Source organism: Novosphingobium profundi (genome assembly GCF_020524485.1).
Classification (GTDB): Bacteria; Pseudomonadota; Alphaproteobacteria; order Sphingomonadales; family Sphingomonadaceae; genus Novosphingobium; species Novosphingobium profundi_A.
In genome coordinates this window covers 326881-340340 of sequence record NZ_JAIVLF010000003.1, presented here as the reverse complement: position 1 = coordinate 340340, position 13460 = coordinate 326881, and the positions used below count along the sequence as shown (strand labels likewise).

The following is a 13460-nucleotide window of genomic DNA, read 5'->3' as shown; positions in this document are numbered from 1 at the left end:
ACTTTGCAGGAGGCGCGTGCGCCTGTCAACGCGGCGCAGGTGCAAGGAGGCTCAGTCGGTCGGAGGCAGGCTGTGGATGCGGGTGAGCAGACCGATCAGCGTCGCCACTTCGGCGTCGCTGAAGCGCTCCTTGAGCCAGGTCTCATGCGCGAGAATGGATGTGCGCGCCTCTTCGAGTACGCGCTCGCCCTCTGGCTGGAGGTGGAGCGAGCTCTTGCGGCGGTCGAGCGGGGAGGGCTCGCGGCGCAGGAGATCGCGCGCGGCCAGGCGGTTGATGATCTCGGTCGTGGTCGCGCGGTCCATCTGAAGTTGTTGGCCCAGATCCGCCTGGAACAGGCCGGGCTGCTCGGCCACGGTCCAGAGCACCGAGACCTGCTTCTGGGTCAGGCCCAGGTCGGTGAAGGTCTCGGTGAAATGGCGATAGACCGCGCCGTGGGCCAACCGGATATGGAAGCCCAGGATCGAGTCGAGATCGCCGCGTCCTTCCGCCTGTGCGGAGGCGTCGGGAGTGTCGGATTTTGGTTCGTTCGTGCCCACGCGCTCATGCTTAGCCCGTCGCACAGATCGCGCAAGTCATCGCATGAAAACAAAAAATAGATCTATATATCAATAACATGAAAGATATTAGTTCGTTCCACGAACCTTTTCTCTTGTGCGGGTTCAGGGCGCGCGATACTCTCTTCCGGCACGCAGCGAGGCTGTGGCTGAATTTTTTGGAGAGGTGAGATGGCTGACAATCTCGAGCAGGTCCTGCAGGGGACCGGCAATATCGTTGAGATGCTGCGCAATTCGCAGCTTGGCGCCTACGTGTACCCCGTTGTGGCGCCCGAATTTTCCAACTGGCGTTCGGAGCAGTGGGCTTGGCAGCACAGCGCCGTCCTGTTCGACCAGTCGCACCACATGGTCAATCTCTACATCCGCGGCAAGGACGCGCTCAAGCTCCTGACCGACACGATGATCAACAGCCCCAAGGGCTGGACCGTGAACAAGGCCAAGCAGTACGTCCCGACCACGCCTTACGGCCACGTCATCGGTGACGGCATCATCTTCTGGGAAGAAGAGGAAAGCTTCACGTACGTCGGACGCGCGCCCGCGTCGAACTGGCTGCGTTACCAGGCCGAGACCGGCGGCTACGATTGCGAGATCGAGCTTGACGACCGCTCGCCGATGCGCCCGATGGGCAAGCCGGTGCAGCGCAAGGAATGGCGCTTCCAGATTCAGGGTCCCAAGGCCTGGGACGTGATCGAGAAGCTGCACGGCGGCCCGCTCGAGAAGCTCAAGTTCTTCAACATGAGCACCATGAACATTGCCGGCAAGACCGTGCGCACGCTGCGTCACGGCATGTCGGGCGCGCCGGGTCTCGAAATCTGGGGCCCCTATGAAGAGCAGGAAGAAATCCGCGCCGCCATTCTGGAAGCGGGCAAGGAATTCGGCCTGATCCCGTGCGGCAGCCGTGCGTACCCCTCGAACACGCTGGAATCGGGCTGGATCCCCTCGCCGCTGCCCGCCATCTACACCGGCGAGAAGCTCAAGGGCTTCCGCGAGTGGCTCGGCGCGAACAGCTACGAGGCGACCGGTTCGATCGGCGGTTCGTTCGTGTCGGACGACATCGAGGACTACTACCTGAACCCCTGGGAACTGGGCTACGGCAACTTCGTGAAGTTCGACCACGACTTCATTGGCCGTGAAGCGCTCGAAGCTCTCGACCCGGCCAAGCAGCGCAAGAAGGTCACGCTGGCCTGGCATCCGGAAGACATGGCCAAGATCATGGCCTCGATGTTCGATCCGGACGGCGAAGCCTACAAGTTCTTCGACGTGCCGCTCGCGAACTACGCTTCGTCCAACTACGACGCGGTGCGCGACGCTTCGGGCAAGACCATCGGCTACTCGATGTTCACCGGCTTCTCCTACAACGAGAAGCAGGCGCTGAGCCTGGCGACTGTCGACCCCGAAACGCAGATCGGCGACGAAGTCACCGTGCTGTGGGGCGAAGAGAACGGTGGCACCAAGAAGTCGACCGTCGAGCCGCACAAGCAGCTTGCCGTGCGCGCCATCGTCTCGCCGGTTCCCTACTCGCGCGTTGCGCGTGAAAGCTACCAGGAAGGCTGGCGCACCGTGAAGGCCGACGCCTGATCCTTTCGCTCTCCCGATGAAGAAGGGCCGCCCGGATTTCGATCCGGGCGGCCTTTTCTTTTGGGTGCAGCAGGAGGGCGCTGGGACTATGCGTCGCGTGCTTCGCGCAGGATCTCGAAGGCTTCCTTGATGACGTAGACACCGATGGCAAGGCCGACAGCAAGGTCGAAGGCGATGATGCCGGTAGCCCAGACCAGGGCGCCCGAGACAAGGACGGCGGCGTTGGCGATGACGTCGGCGCGGGTGAAGATCCAGGCGGCGCGCATGTGGACTTCGGCGCTGCGCTGGCGCGCGAGCAGGCGCAGGACATAAGCGTTCACCGCCAGTGCGAGGAGACCGACCGCCATCATCCACAGGCCGCCGGGCTCCGCGCCCGCAAAGGCCCGGCGCACGGTTTCGAGCACCACGCCCACGCCGACGAGAAAGAGGAGGGCGCCGCTCCACGTTGCCGCGCCCTTCTTGAAGCGGGCGCTGCGGGTGAGGGCGAGGAGCGCGACGGCATAGACCGAGGCGTCGGTGGCCATGTCGAGGCCGTCGGCGAGCAGGCTCGCCGAATCGGCGTGGAGGCCTGCGGCGGTCTCGACCACGAACATGACCGCGTTGAGCCCCAGCGCCACGACGAGGGCGCGGCGCTGGGAGGTGGTTTCGAGGCCCGTCGGGCGGCATCCGCAATCGCTCATGCGGGCAGAATAGCGGGCCGGCTACGCGTGGCCAAGCTCAGGCCCAGTAGGCGATGAAGCGCAGTTCCACCGAGCTGCGCGGCGGCGTGCCGGGCGGGGCGAGCGGGTTGTCGAAGGCGACATGGGGCACGCAGGTTGCCGCGTCGGCATCGCTGTCGAAGGTCTTGAAGAGAAGCGCTTCGCCCGGCTGCATGTCGGGGAACCAGACCCATTCGTGCCGGGGCGCGTAAGCCAGGACGAAGCTTTCCATGGTCCACAGATCCTCGCCGTCCCGGTCGAATACGGCGTCCGCGAGGATCAGGTCCTCGCGCGCGAACGAGCGGGCATCGCACAGCGCCAGCGGCACGTCCTGCGGCGGCGGCGAGGTGACGCACCACAGGTTGTAATGCGCGCTGCGGCGGTAGTGGTCCAGGTCGTCCGGGCAGGAGCGTGTGGAGAAGGCGAGGGCGGTGGTGTCCGAGACGTCGACGTGGGCAAAGCGCGCGGGCCGGGAATTGTCGAGCTGGCCCGAAAGGTCCGAGCGTTCCCCGAAGCGGTGGACCGGAGGGGCGGTCGCCACCACGCGGTCAGCGCCGCACAGATCGCGGATCAGCGCACAGGCGGCGTCGGTCGCTGGCTCGAGATGGCCACTGGTGCCGGGTGACATAACAACCGAGACAATTTGGTACCCATTGCAATCCAGCGTGGATTCGCGCGCCCGTCCATCGTGGATCGGCATGGATTCGGGGGCGATACGAACGGTGTCGCGGGTGTGGTCGTTAGCCCGGTAGAGCATGCGCTCTGCGTTCCGTGCAGCATAGTTGATGGTGCCTACAAGTCTATTCATCCCTCTCAAGTCCTTATTTCATTGTTGTTTTATGCCAATTTTCGCGTGAGAGCGTGGCGCTCTCGCGGTTTCCCTATAGGTGATCCGGGCAACTGTACTTCTTCCAAAAAAGTCGCCTGCGGACCTCTCCGGGCTTGCCTTCCGCATATTGTATGCCATACAAACAACATGTCGCACAACGCGACGGCATGAAAGGCGCACGGAGACGCATAATCCCCGGCGCTGGTTCAGGAGAGGGCCAATATGCAGATCAATTCCAGATCAGGGCTGCGCTATGCGTTGCTCGCAACCGCTTCGGCGGCCACGCTTTTCACAGCTACCGGCGCGCGGGCGCAGGATACCGCCGAGACGGCTTCGGAGCCGCAGCAGCAGACTACCAATGATGCCGCGATGCGCGAGATCATCGTGACCGCGCAGTTCCGCTCGCAGAAACTGCAGGACACACCGCTTTCGATCACCGCAGTCGATGCTGCGCTCCTCGAAGCGCGCAATCAGACCGATCTTTCGCAGGTCGCAGGCCAGGCGCCGAACGTGCAGCTGACTGAAATGGGCGGCGCGTTCGGCTCCTCAATGGCCGTCTACATCCGCGGCATCGGCCAGTACGACTTCAACCCCGCCTACGAGCCGGGCGTCGGCATGTACATCGACGATGTCTACTACGCGACGCTGACCGGCAACATCATGGACCTGCTCGACCTGGAGCGTGTCGAGATCCTGCGCGGACCGCAGGGCACCCTGACCGGCCGCAACTCGATCGGCGGCGCGATCAAGATGTTCTCGGTCAAGCCCGAGCCCGGAAGCAGCGGCAAGGTGGATGTGGTCTATGGTGCGCGTGAACGCATCGACCTTCGCGCCAGCATGAACTTTGCGCTGACCGACAATCTCTATGCGCGTGTCGCAGGTGTCTACAAGCACCAGAACGGCTATGTCGACCAGCTCGACTATGGCTGCGTGAACCCGGACAATGAACTGGGCATCACCGGCAATCCCTCGACCCCGGCCAACTGCGTCGTCGACAAGCTGGGCGAGCGCAACTACGCAGGCGTGCGCGGATCGCTGCGCTTCAATCCGACCGACAGCTTCGACTGGATCGTGACCGGTGACTACACCTGGGAGAACCGCACGGCGGCCGCCGGTGTCATCACCGAGAACAACACTGACCTCACCGGCGCGGACTTCCGTTGCGGCAAGTTCTGCACCTACGCCAGCTGGTACCTGCCCGCGGGCGGCCAGGCGGGCCAGGCCTACTACATGCCCAACTCGGTCAAGTTCTGGGGCTGGGGCGTGTCGAGCGACATGTCGGTGAACCTTTCGGACTCGATCAACGTCAAGTCGATCACGGCCTACCGCGAATACCAGCAGACCTATGGCACGGACGACGATTACACGCCCAACCCGAACATCGGCGGCGGCGGTTTCAACGATCTGACCTTCCGCTTCTTCAGCCAGGAACTGCGCGTCAACGCGGAACTGGGTGACTTCGCCGATCTTACAGTGGGTGGCTACTACAGCGATCAGAAGTCGGTCTACTTCACCCGCCAGGACATCCGCTACATCGGCATGGGCAATCCGGCGCTGTTCCTCCAGTTCCAGGGCGATGACCCGGTCCGCGCCGACAGCAAGGCGCTGTTCGGTACCGTTATCCTGCACCCCACGCCCAACCTCAACGTCACGGGCGGCCTTCGCTACACCAAGGAGCACAAGGACTACACCTTCGTGCGCAAGGCTTGGGACGGCGGCCCGCTGGTCGATATCTTCGGTGTCGGCGCGCTCGATGGCAGTGTGGCGGAATACGACGGCGACCGCGTCGACTACCGTATCTCGGTCGACTACCGCTTCAGCGACGAAGTTCTGGCCTACGCCACGATCAGCACGGGCTTCAAGGGTGGCGGCGTGACCGCACGTCCCTTTACCCAGGCCCAGGCCGTCAACGGCACGTTCGACCCTGAAACGCTGACCGCTTACGAAGTGGGTGTGAAGACCGACCTCCTTGGCCGTACGCTGCGCATGAACCTGTCGGGCTTCTACAACGACTACAAGAACATGCAGCTTCCCATCGCGGACTGCGCCATCCTCGACGGTTTCCCGCCGGGTGAGGATCCGTTTCCCTGCGCCGCGATCAGCAACGCGGGCGACGGCGAGATGTACGGTGTCGAGTTCGAGCTCCAGGCGAGCCCGATCTACGGCCTCGATATCGACGCGACTGTCAGCTGGATCGAGGGCAACTGGAAGCGCATCGGCCCCATGGTCGGCAACAACATCCGTCTCGAGGATCCGCTCACCACGCCCAACTGGCGCGGCAGCTTCGGCATCCAGTACCGCGGCGAACTGGGCGACAACGCAGGCACGGTCACGCCGCGCTTCGACATCGCCTACACCGGCAAGCAGGGCATGGGCCGTCTTCCGGGCAGCAGCGAGCTGGACTTCAACCCGGCCCGGGCCATCGCCAATGCGCGTGTGACCTGGCGCAACGCGGACGAGGATCTGGCGATCTCCTTCGAGGTCCAGAACCTCTTCGACAAGTACTACTACCTGCCGATCCGCTTCGCCGCGCTCTACGCGAGCGCGGGCACGACCTACTCCAACGTGGGCCGTCCGCGCGAGTGGGCCTTCACCGTGCAGAAGAAGTTCTGACGATCCGAACCCCTCGCGGCGGGGCAGGTCCCCGGGCCTGTCCCGCCGCATCCATTTCGATACGATAGACGCACGGGGGAGAGACGCGATGGCCGAGGTCACGCTTTACCACTGGGAGCCCAACGCCAACTCGGGCAAGCCGATGCTGGCGCTGATGGAAAAGGGCGTTCCCTTCGACAGCCACTACATCGACATGCTGAACTTCGATCAGCACCGTCCGGAATACCTGGCGATCAACCCGCAAGGAACGATCCCGGCGATGACCCATGGCGACAAGGTTCTCGTCGAGAGCACCGCGATCATGGAATACGTGAACGAGTGCTTCGAGGGCCCGGACCTGATGCCCGCCGACGCGCGTGATCGCTGGCGCGTGCGCTGGTGGATGAAGTTCATGGACCAGTGGCTCGCCCCCAGCTTCTCGATGATCGGCTGGTCGGTCTTCATCGGTCCCGTCGTGCGTCAGCGTGACCCGGCCGAACTCGAAGCTGCGATCGAGCGCATTCCCATGCCCGAACGCCGCGTCTCCTGGCGCAAGGCCATCTACGGGACTTTTTCTGAGGCGGAGATCGCCGAGAGCCAGCGCCGCGTGGCGATGGGCATTGCGATGCTGGAGAAGGAACTGGGCAAGCGCGAATGGCTCGGCAGCGACAGCTACTCGCTCGCCGATATCAACGGTTTCAATCTGGCCTACGCCATTCCGCTGAGCCAGCCCGAGCTTTCCAACGACGAACTTACCCCCAATCTCCTGCGCTGGCTGCGCGCGATCTACGCACGCAAGGCCGTCAAGGACTGCTGGGCGCTGGGCCGCACCGACATGGTGAAGCGCGTGACCATTCTCGAACAGGAGCGCATCTGATGGCGACGATCCTCTATCACGGTGAGCCCAACGGGCCCTCGCTGGCGGTGCTCGCCGCCATGGCCGAGACCGGCGCTGATGTGGCGCTCGATATCGAGTGTCACGCCATGGATCTTCTGGGCGGCAAGCGGCACACACTGCCCGGCGTTACCGAGCCGCTCGCCCGCGACATGGGCGTGGAAGGCGAGGGACCTGTCCTGGTGATTGAGGGAGAGGCGATGACCGAATCCGTCTTTCTCGCCCAGTTCTTCGACGAGGTCGGGGACGGCACCTCGCTCCAGCCCGAAGATGCCTATGCGCACTGGGAAATGATGATGTGGTGCCGCCAGATCACCGAGCGTCTGTCCCCCGCAGCCTCCCTGCTGGGCAATCTGGCCACCTCGCACCAGCGTCTCGAGGCGCTGAGCGAGGATGCCTTCGCCGCCCAGGTGGAGCCCATCGTGAGCGCCGACCTCAAGGTGCGCTGGGATCTGGTGCGCGACGGCGAAGCCGACGATGCGCAGCTCAAGGACTGCGAGGCCAAGGTCATGCAGGCCGTCGAACGCTGCGAGAAGCAGCTTGCCGATGGCCGGGAATGGCTGATGGGCGCGCTGACCATTGCCGACTTCGAGACCTTCGCCTGGCTGGTCGGCATGGAGCCGATCGTGCCCGAGGCCTTCAAGGGTAAGAGCGAGACCCAGGCCTGGATGAAGCGCGTGAAGGCGCGCCCGAGCGTTCAGGCGGCACTGGCAAGGGCCACGAGTGAGGCGCCGGAGCGCAGCTGGGCGCCTGGGCCGGAAATCAATCGCTGGGGCTGAGCCCGGGCACGAAACGAAGACACGATGAGAGAGGGTTCCTGGTCCCACCTGCCGGCACAAGGCGCGGGGGACACAGGAACGCACGAGAGGATTGGGTTTACACATGATCAGGCTGACGGGCGCGCAGGGCAATTCGCAGGCAAGGCAAGGTCGCGTGCGGGCCCGGCGCGGCTGGCTGGCCGGGCTTGCGATGTCCGGCGCCCTGATTCTTGCCGGCTGCACGGCAAGTGCGGACGGTAGCGGCAAAGACGGTGTCGATGGCCAGCTCATCGCACAGGGCGTGGACAGCGAGTGGCTGAGTTACGGGCGCACTTACGACGAGCAGCGCTACTCCCCGCTCGACCAGATCAATCGGGAAACCGTGGGCAAGCTGGGGCTGGCCTGGTCGCAGGACCTCGACACCTCGCGCGGGCAGGAATCGACCCCGCTCGTCATCGACGGGGTGATCTACATTACCACCGCCTGGTCCAAGGTGCGCGCCTACGATGCGAAGACGGGCAAGCAACTGTGGGACTACGATCCCGAGGTGCCCGGCTCGGCGGGCGTGAAGGGATGCTGCGACGTCGTCAACCGCGGCCTCGCGGCCTGGGGCAACAAGCTGTACCTGGGCACTTTCGACGGGCGTCTCGTCGCGCTTGACCGCAAGACCGGCAAGCCGCTGTGGATCAAGGAGACGGTCGATCCCACCAAGCCTTACACCATCACTGGCGCGCCGCGCGTGGTGAAGGGCAAGGTGGTGATCGGCAATGGCGGGGCCGAAATGGGCGTGCGCGGCTACGTGACGGCCTATGATGCCGAGACCGGCGAGCAGGCCTGGCGCTTCTACACGGTGCCCGATGCGCCGGGGAAGAACGAGGCCAAGTACCTCAAGGACGCGGAAAAGACCTGGCACGGTGAATACTGGGCCGAGGGTGGTGGCGGCACGGCCTGGGACTCGATGGCCTACGATCCCGAGCTCGACCTGCTTTACATCGGTGTGGGCAACGGCTCCCCCTGGAACCAGGGGATTCGCTCGGAAGGCAAGGGGGACAACCTCTACCTCTCCTCGATTGTGGCGGTTCGGCCCGAAACCGGCGAATATGTCTGGCACTTCCAGACGACGCCGGGCGAAACCTGGGACTTCACCGCGACGCAGAGCATCATCTTGGCCGACCTCGAAATCGAGGGCAATCCGCGCAAGGTGCTGATGCAGGCGCCCAAGAACGGCTTCTTCTACGTGATTGACCGTGAGACGGGCCAGTTCATCTCGGGCAAGAACTTCGTGCCGGTGAACTGGGCCACGGGGCTTGATCCCGTGACGGGTCGTCCGATCGAGAACCCCGAGGCGCGCTACTACAAGACGGGCAAGATGTTCATCGGATCGCCGGGCGCTGGCGGCGCGCACTCGTGGCACCCGATGGCCTATAGCCCCAAGGACAAGCTGGTCTACATTCCCGCCCAGCTCGCCTCCTTGCCCTATTTCCCCGACAAGGACTGGAAGTCCAAGCCCAAGGGCTTCAACACCGGCGTCGACATGTCGGCAGGTGCGATGCCGGCGGATCCGGCGGTGCGCAAGGCCGCAGCCGATGCGACCAAGGGCGAACTGATTGCCTGGGACCCGGTCGCGCAGAAGGCGCGCTGGAAGGTCACGTTGCCCAGCGTCAACAACGGCGGTGTGCTGGCAACGGGCGGGGGTCTCGTCTTCCAGGGCAACATGAAAAGCAATCTCGTCGCCTATGCGTCGGACACGGGCAAGGAGCTGTGGTCCTATCCGGTCCAGACCGGGGTCGTCGCGCCCCCGATCACCTACGAGATCGACGGTACGCAGTACGTGGCTCTGGTCGCGGGCTGGGGTGGGATCTGGGCGCTGGCGCCGGGCATCCTTTCGCAGGATGGCGGACCGGTGCGCAATGTCAGCCGCCTTCTCGTCTTCAAGCTTGATGGCAAGGCCAAGCTGTCTGAGCCGCTGACGCTCGATGAACTCCCGCTCGACCCGCCGCCGTTTGCCGGGACGAAGGAACAGGCCGCGCGCGGCGCCTATCGCTTCGGACGCTTCTGCTCCACCTGCCACGGCGATGCGGCGATCGGTGGCGGTGTGCTGCCCGACCTTCGCCGCTCGGGCTTCATCCAGGACCACGACGCCTTCCAGCAGGTCGTCCACGACGGCGCGCTCGAGGATCTCGGCATGGTCAGCTTCGCCGACACTCTGAAACCGGAGGAAGTGGAGGACGTGCGCCAGTACATCATCCACCGTGCGAACGAGGACAAGGCGCTCGAGGCCAAGTCGGGCAAGGCGCCCAAGGCCACCCCCAGTGTCCCAGCCAGCGAGGCAACCAAGGCCGCCGCGCAGATCGTGAAGGACCAGCAGGCGACGGGCCGCCGTCCGTGACCCTCGATCTCGCGCGGCTTGCCGCCATCGATGTCCACGTGCACGCCGAAGTCTCCTGCCACGATCCCGAAGACCCGGTGATGGCGCAGTTCTTCGATGCGGCATCAGCCTATTTCAAGGCGCCGCGCGAACGCCCGAAGATGCCCGAGATCGCGCAGATCTACCGGGAGCAGAACATCGCCTTCTGCCTCTTCACGGTCGATTGCGAGAGCGGTGTGGGGGCCAAGCGTGTCTCGAACTACGAAGTGGCCGAGTTTGCCGCGGCGAATTCCGACGTGTGCATTCCCTTCGCCTCGATCGACCCGCGCAAGGGGAGGATGGGCGCGCGCGAGGCCCGCGACCTTATCGAGAACCATGGCGTGCGCGGCTTCAAGTTCCACGCCATCATGCAGGACTGCCACCCGGCCGACCGGGTCGGCTACCCCATCTACGAAGTCATCGCCGAGTACGGCCTGCCCGCCATCTTCCACACCGGCCATTCGGGCATGGGCACCGGCATGCGCGGCGGCGGGGGGCTACGCCTGAAATACGGGCGCCCTATGCTGGTCGACGATGTCGCGGTGGACTTCCCGGACATGAAGATCATCCTTGCGCATCCCAGCTGGCCCTGGGTGGATGAGAGCCTGTCGATGGCGCTCCACAAGGAGAACGTCTTCATCGATCTTTCCGGCTGGAGCCCGAAATATTTTCCGCCGCAGATCGTGCGCTACGCGAACGGGCAGCTCAGACACAAGATGATGTTCGGCTCCGACTTTCCGCTGATCCGCCCAGACAAGTGGATCGAGGCGGCCAGGGGAATCGGCTTCAAGGACGAGGTCATGCCGGGCATCATGAAGGACAACGCCGCGCGGGTTCTGGGGCTCGCGGGCTGAGAGGGCAAGAAGGCAAGGCTCATGGATTTCACTGGCAAGCACATCATCGTCACCGGCGCGTCGAGCGGGATCGGGGCAGCCACCGCGAAGGCCATCGCGGCGCGTGGCGGGGCGGTTACGCTGATGGCCCGCCGGGCCGAACGGCTTGAGGCTCTGGCTGCCGAACTGGGCGAGGGTGCGCGCTGGTTCGCGGTCGACGTCAGCGATGGAGCTGCGCAGGCGGCTGCACTGGACGCGGCCGTGGAGGCGGGCGGGCCGATTGACGGCCTCTTCCTCAACGCCGGGACAGGCGGCTCCTTCGCAGCCGTGGAGGACTATGGCGAGGAGGCTTTCGCGCAGGTTCTCAACGTCAACCTGACGGCCCCCTATCGCGCCATCGCGCAGGTGCTGCCGGCGATGAAAGCACGCGGAAGCGGCGCGATCCTGGTGACAGGGAGCCTCGCGAGCGAGCGCGGCATGGCCAACAACGTCGCGTACGTGGCTTCCAAGCACGCGGTGCTGGGGCTTGCGCGCGCGGTCGCGCTGGAAGCGGCGCCCCATGGCGTTCGCTGCAATTGCGTGGTGCCCGGTTTCATCGACACCGAGATGTTCGCCGCGCTCCCGTCCGACGCGCTCGAGCAGATCGCCGCGCGCGTGCCGCAGAGGCGCACCGGAAGTGCCGATGAACTGGGCGCGGTGGCCGCGTTCCTGCTTTCGGATGCGGCCTCGCACGTGACCGGGCAGAGCCTTGCGGTCGATGGCGGGGTGCTGGGTACGCTTTCTGTTTAAGGAAGGCAGAAGAACGATTCCGAGGGCCATCGCCCTCGGGCTCCCAAAACTGTCAACCTCACCTCTGACAAGCATCCCTGGCCGAGAATGGTGAGGTTGCCCATTCCGGGGTCAAGGGGCGATGGCCCCTTCGAACAATCCTTCCTTCTTCAATCCTCGAAGAAGTTGAGCTCCAGCAGCACCCCGTCGGGATCGTGCACGAAGATCTGCCGCAGGCCAATCGACTGGATCACGTTGCTCTCATAGGTGAGGCCGCGGTCTTCCAGACGATCGCGGATGTCGTCGAAGCCCTCGCAACGCAGCGCAATGTGGTGCAGCGCGCCGGTCGGGCCCTTCTTCATATCGCGGTCCATCGCGCGCGGCGCGGACTTCGCGTTGAGGTGGATGATCGGACGCTCCTCGTGATCGTAGATCCAGCGCGCGGTCTCGCGGGTAAGCGGGGCGGGCGCAGGGCACGATTCCAGCGACAGCACATCGCGGTAGAAGGCTTCCGAACGGTCGAGGTCCGAGGCGACCACGCAGAAGTGGTCGAGGGCGACGACGCGGGCTCGCACCCGCGTCTCGAACTGGAGGAAGGGGCTGTTCATGCCGTCTTTTCCTCCTCCTTGGCCTCGCCGCCCGGCACGCCGTGCGCCACGCGCCGGTCGTAGTCGGGATCGTCCTCGGGCTTGGCGAGAGCCGCCATGACGCGCGCATGGATGTCTTCCAGGGGCTTTCGGAATTCCGGGTAGGCGAGGACGTAGAGCTGGTTCTCTTCCACGGCCTTCAGGACGTGGTTCGCCAGCGTCTCGGGCTCCATGCCGCATTCGATCACGTTCTTGAGGTGCGCGAACATCTCCGGCCCGGCCTGGTAGTAGCCGGTGTCCGCCAGGTGCTTGGGGCGGGTCAGCAGCGCCTCGTGAATGTTCGTGTTGACCGCGCCCGGGCACAGCAGCGACACGCCGATGCCATGCTCTTCCAGATCGAGGGCCAGGGTCTCGGTGAGGCCGCGCACCGCCATCTTGGTGGTGCAGTAGATGCCCGTGCCCTTGAGCGCCACGAAGGCCGACATCGAGGCGGTGTTGATCACGTGGCCGCCGTTGCCGCGCTCGATCATGCGCGGCACGAACGTGCGCACGCCATTGATCACGCCGCGCAGGTTGACGTCGATCTGCCAGTCCCAGTCGTCGTAAGTGGCGTCCTGGATCGCGCCGAAGTGCGAGACCCCGGCGGTGTTGAACAGCAGTTCGACGGGCCCCAGCTTCGCTTCCACCTCGTCGGCGACTTTTGCGTAGGCCTCGCGGTCGGTGATATCGAGCTTGACCGCCATTACCTCGTAGTTCGCGCCCTTGGCGTTCTCGGCCTCGAACCAGGCCATGGCCTCGTCGAGGTGATCCTGGCGGATGTCGGCAATGGCGACCTTGCAGCCGGCCTTGGCGAAAACCTTGGCCTGGCCGAGCGCCACGCCCGAACCGCCGCCGGTGATGAACGCGGTGCGTCCCTTTACCTGTGTCATGTCCTCTCCACTCCCTCTTTATGCTCTCTCA

General features: G+C 64.7%; 12 protein-coding genes. 7 read left to right on the top strand and 5 right to left on the bottom strand.

Annotation, left to right across the window (positions count from 1 at the left end; all coding sequences use genetic code 11):
• Nucleotides 1-51 precede the first annotated feature (51 nt).
• Nucleotides 52-537, bottom strand: a complete 486-nt coding sequence (locus LC060_RS07780) for a MarR family winged helix-turn-helix transcriptional regulator (RefSeq protein WP_226634232.1) — start codon at nt 535-537, stop codon at nt 52-54.
• Between the two features lie 189 nt (nt 538-726).
• On the opposite strand from LC060_RS07780, the gene ligM reads away from it, so the two are divergent.
• Nucleotides 727-2133 (top strand): vanillate/3-O-methylgallate O-demethylase, encoded by a 1407-nt coding sequence (ligM, locus tag LC060_RS07775; protein WP_226634230.1) that lies wholly within the window; start codon nt 727-729, stop codon nt 2131-2133.
• Nucleotides 2134-2219: 86 nt separating this feature from the next.
• On the opposite strand, the gene LC060_RS07770 is transcribed toward ligM, so the two are convergent.
• Both LC060_RS07770 and LC060_RS07765 read right to left on the bottom strand, forming a co-directional pair.
• Nucleotides 2220-2813, bottom strand: coding sequence for a cation diffusion facilitator family transporter (locus LC060_RS07770; RefSeq protein ID WP_226634228.1), 594 nt, complete (start codon nt 2811-2813; stop codon nt 2220-2222).
• Nucleotides 2814-2850: 37 nt separating this feature from the next.
• Nucleotides 2851-3639, bottom strand: coding sequence for a CmcJ/NvfI family oxidoreductase (locus tag LC060_RS07765; RefSeq protein ID WP_226634226.1), 789 nt, complete (start codon nt 3637-3639; stop codon nt 2851-2853).
• A gap of 243 nt (nt 3640-3882) precedes the next feature.
• Between LC060_RS07765 and LC060_RS07760 the strand changes: the two genes are divergently transcribed.
• From LC060_RS07760 to LC060_RS07735, 6 genes are all read left to right on the top strand, one after another.
• A complete protein-coding gene (locus LC060_RS07760; RefSeq protein WP_226634225.1) occupies nt 3883-6273 on the top strand; it encodes a TonB-dependent receptor in 2391 nt (796 codons plus the stop codon).
• A gap of 88 nt (nt 6274-6361) precedes the next feature.
• Nucleotides 6362-7129, top strand: coding sequence for a glutathione S-transferase family protein (locus LC060_RS07755; protein ID WP_213503393.1), 768 nt, complete (start codon nt 6362-6364; stop codon nt 7127-7129).
• Entirely contained in the window at nt 7129-7926 is a 798-nt protein-coding gene (locus tag LC060_RS07750; protein WP_226634223.1) for a glutathione S-transferase family protein, read from the top strand. Before LC060_RS07755 ends, LC060_RS07750 begins: the two co-directional genes overlap by 1 nt.
• Before the next feature lie 190 nt (nt 7927-8116).
• Nucleotides 8117-10294: a PQQ-dependent dehydrogenase, methanol/ethanol family gene (locus LC060_RS07745; protein ID WP_226635276.1), complete on the top strand. Its 2178-nt coding sequence runs from the start codon at nt 8117-8119 to the stop codon at nt 10292-10294.
• Nucleotides 10291-11166: an amidohydrolase family protein gene (locus LC060_RS07740; protein ID WP_226634221.1), complete on the top strand. Its 876-nt coding sequence runs from the start codon at nt 10291-10293 to the stop codon at nt 11164-11166. The genes LC060_RS07745 and LC060_RS07740 overlap by 4 nt, the downstream gene beginning before the upstream one ends.
• Before the next feature lie 21 nt (nt 11167-11187).
• Nucleotides 11188-11934, top strand: a complete 747-nt coding sequence (locus LC060_RS07735) for an SDR family NAD(P)-dependent oxidoreductase (protein WP_226634219.1) — start codon at nt 11188-11190, stop codon at nt 11932-11934.
• Nucleotides 11935-12083: 149 nt separating this feature from the next.
• Here the strand turns inward: LC060_RS07735 and LC060_RS07730 are convergent, their stop codons facing one another.
• Nucleotides 12084-12521, bottom strand: a complete 438-nt coding sequence (locus tag LC060_RS07730; protein ID WP_226634217.1) for a VOC family protein — start codon at nt 12519-12521, stop codon at nt 12084-12086.
• The gene (locus LC060_RS07725) at nt 12518-13429 is read right to left on the bottom strand and encodes an SDR family oxidoreductase (RefSeq protein WP_226634214.1); all 912 of its coding nucleotides are present in this window, start codon (nt 13427-13429) and stop codon (nt 12518-12520) included. The genes LC060_RS07730 and LC060_RS07725 overlap by 4 nt, the downstream gene beginning before the upstream one ends.
• Between the last annotated feature and the right edge of the window lie 31 nt (nt 13430-13460).

Excerpts from the sequence above, each read along its gene's own strand:
- LC060_RS07760 (WP_226634225.1), top strand. The coding sequence starts at position 3,883 with ATGCAGATCAATTCCAGATCAGGGCTGCGCTATGCGTTGCTCGCAACC.
- LC060_RS07730 (WP_226634217.1), bottom strand. The coding sequence starts at position 12,521 with ATGAACAGCCCCTTCCTCCAGTTCGAGACGCGGGTGCGAGCCCGCGTC.
- LC060_RS07735 (WP_226634219.1), top strand. The coding sequence starts at position 11,188 with ATGGATTTCACTGGCAAGCACATCATCGTCACCGGCGCGTCGAGCGGG.
- LC060_RS07765 (WP_226634226.1), bottom strand. The coding sequence starts at position 3,639 with ATGAATAGACTTGTAGGCACCATCAACTATGCTGCACGGAACGCAGAG.
- LC060_RS07770 (WP_226634228.1), bottom strand. The coding sequence starts at position 2,813 with ATGAGCGATTGCGGATGCCGCCCGACGGGCCTCGAAACCACCTCCCAG.
- LC060_RS07745 (WP_226635276.1), top strand. The coding sequence starts at position 8,117 with ATGTCCGGCGCCCTGATTCTTGCCGGCTGCACGGCAAGTGCGGACGGT.
- ligM (WP_226634230.1), top strand. The coding sequence starts at position 727 with ATGGCTGACAATCTCGAGCAGGTCCTGCAGGGGACCGGCAATATCGTT.
- LC060_RS07750 (WP_226634223.1), top strand. The coding sequence starts at position 7,129 with ATGGCGACGATCCTCTATCACGGTGAGCCCAACGGGCCCTCGCTGGCG.
- LC060_RS07755 (WP_213503393.1), top strand. The coding sequence starts at position 6,362 with ATGGCCGAGGTCACGCTTTACCACTGGGAGCCCAACGCCAACTCGGGC.
- LC060_RS07725 (WP_226634214.1), bottom strand. The coding sequence starts at position 13,429 with ATGACACAGGTAAAGGGACGCACCGCGTTCATCACCGGCGGCGGTTCG.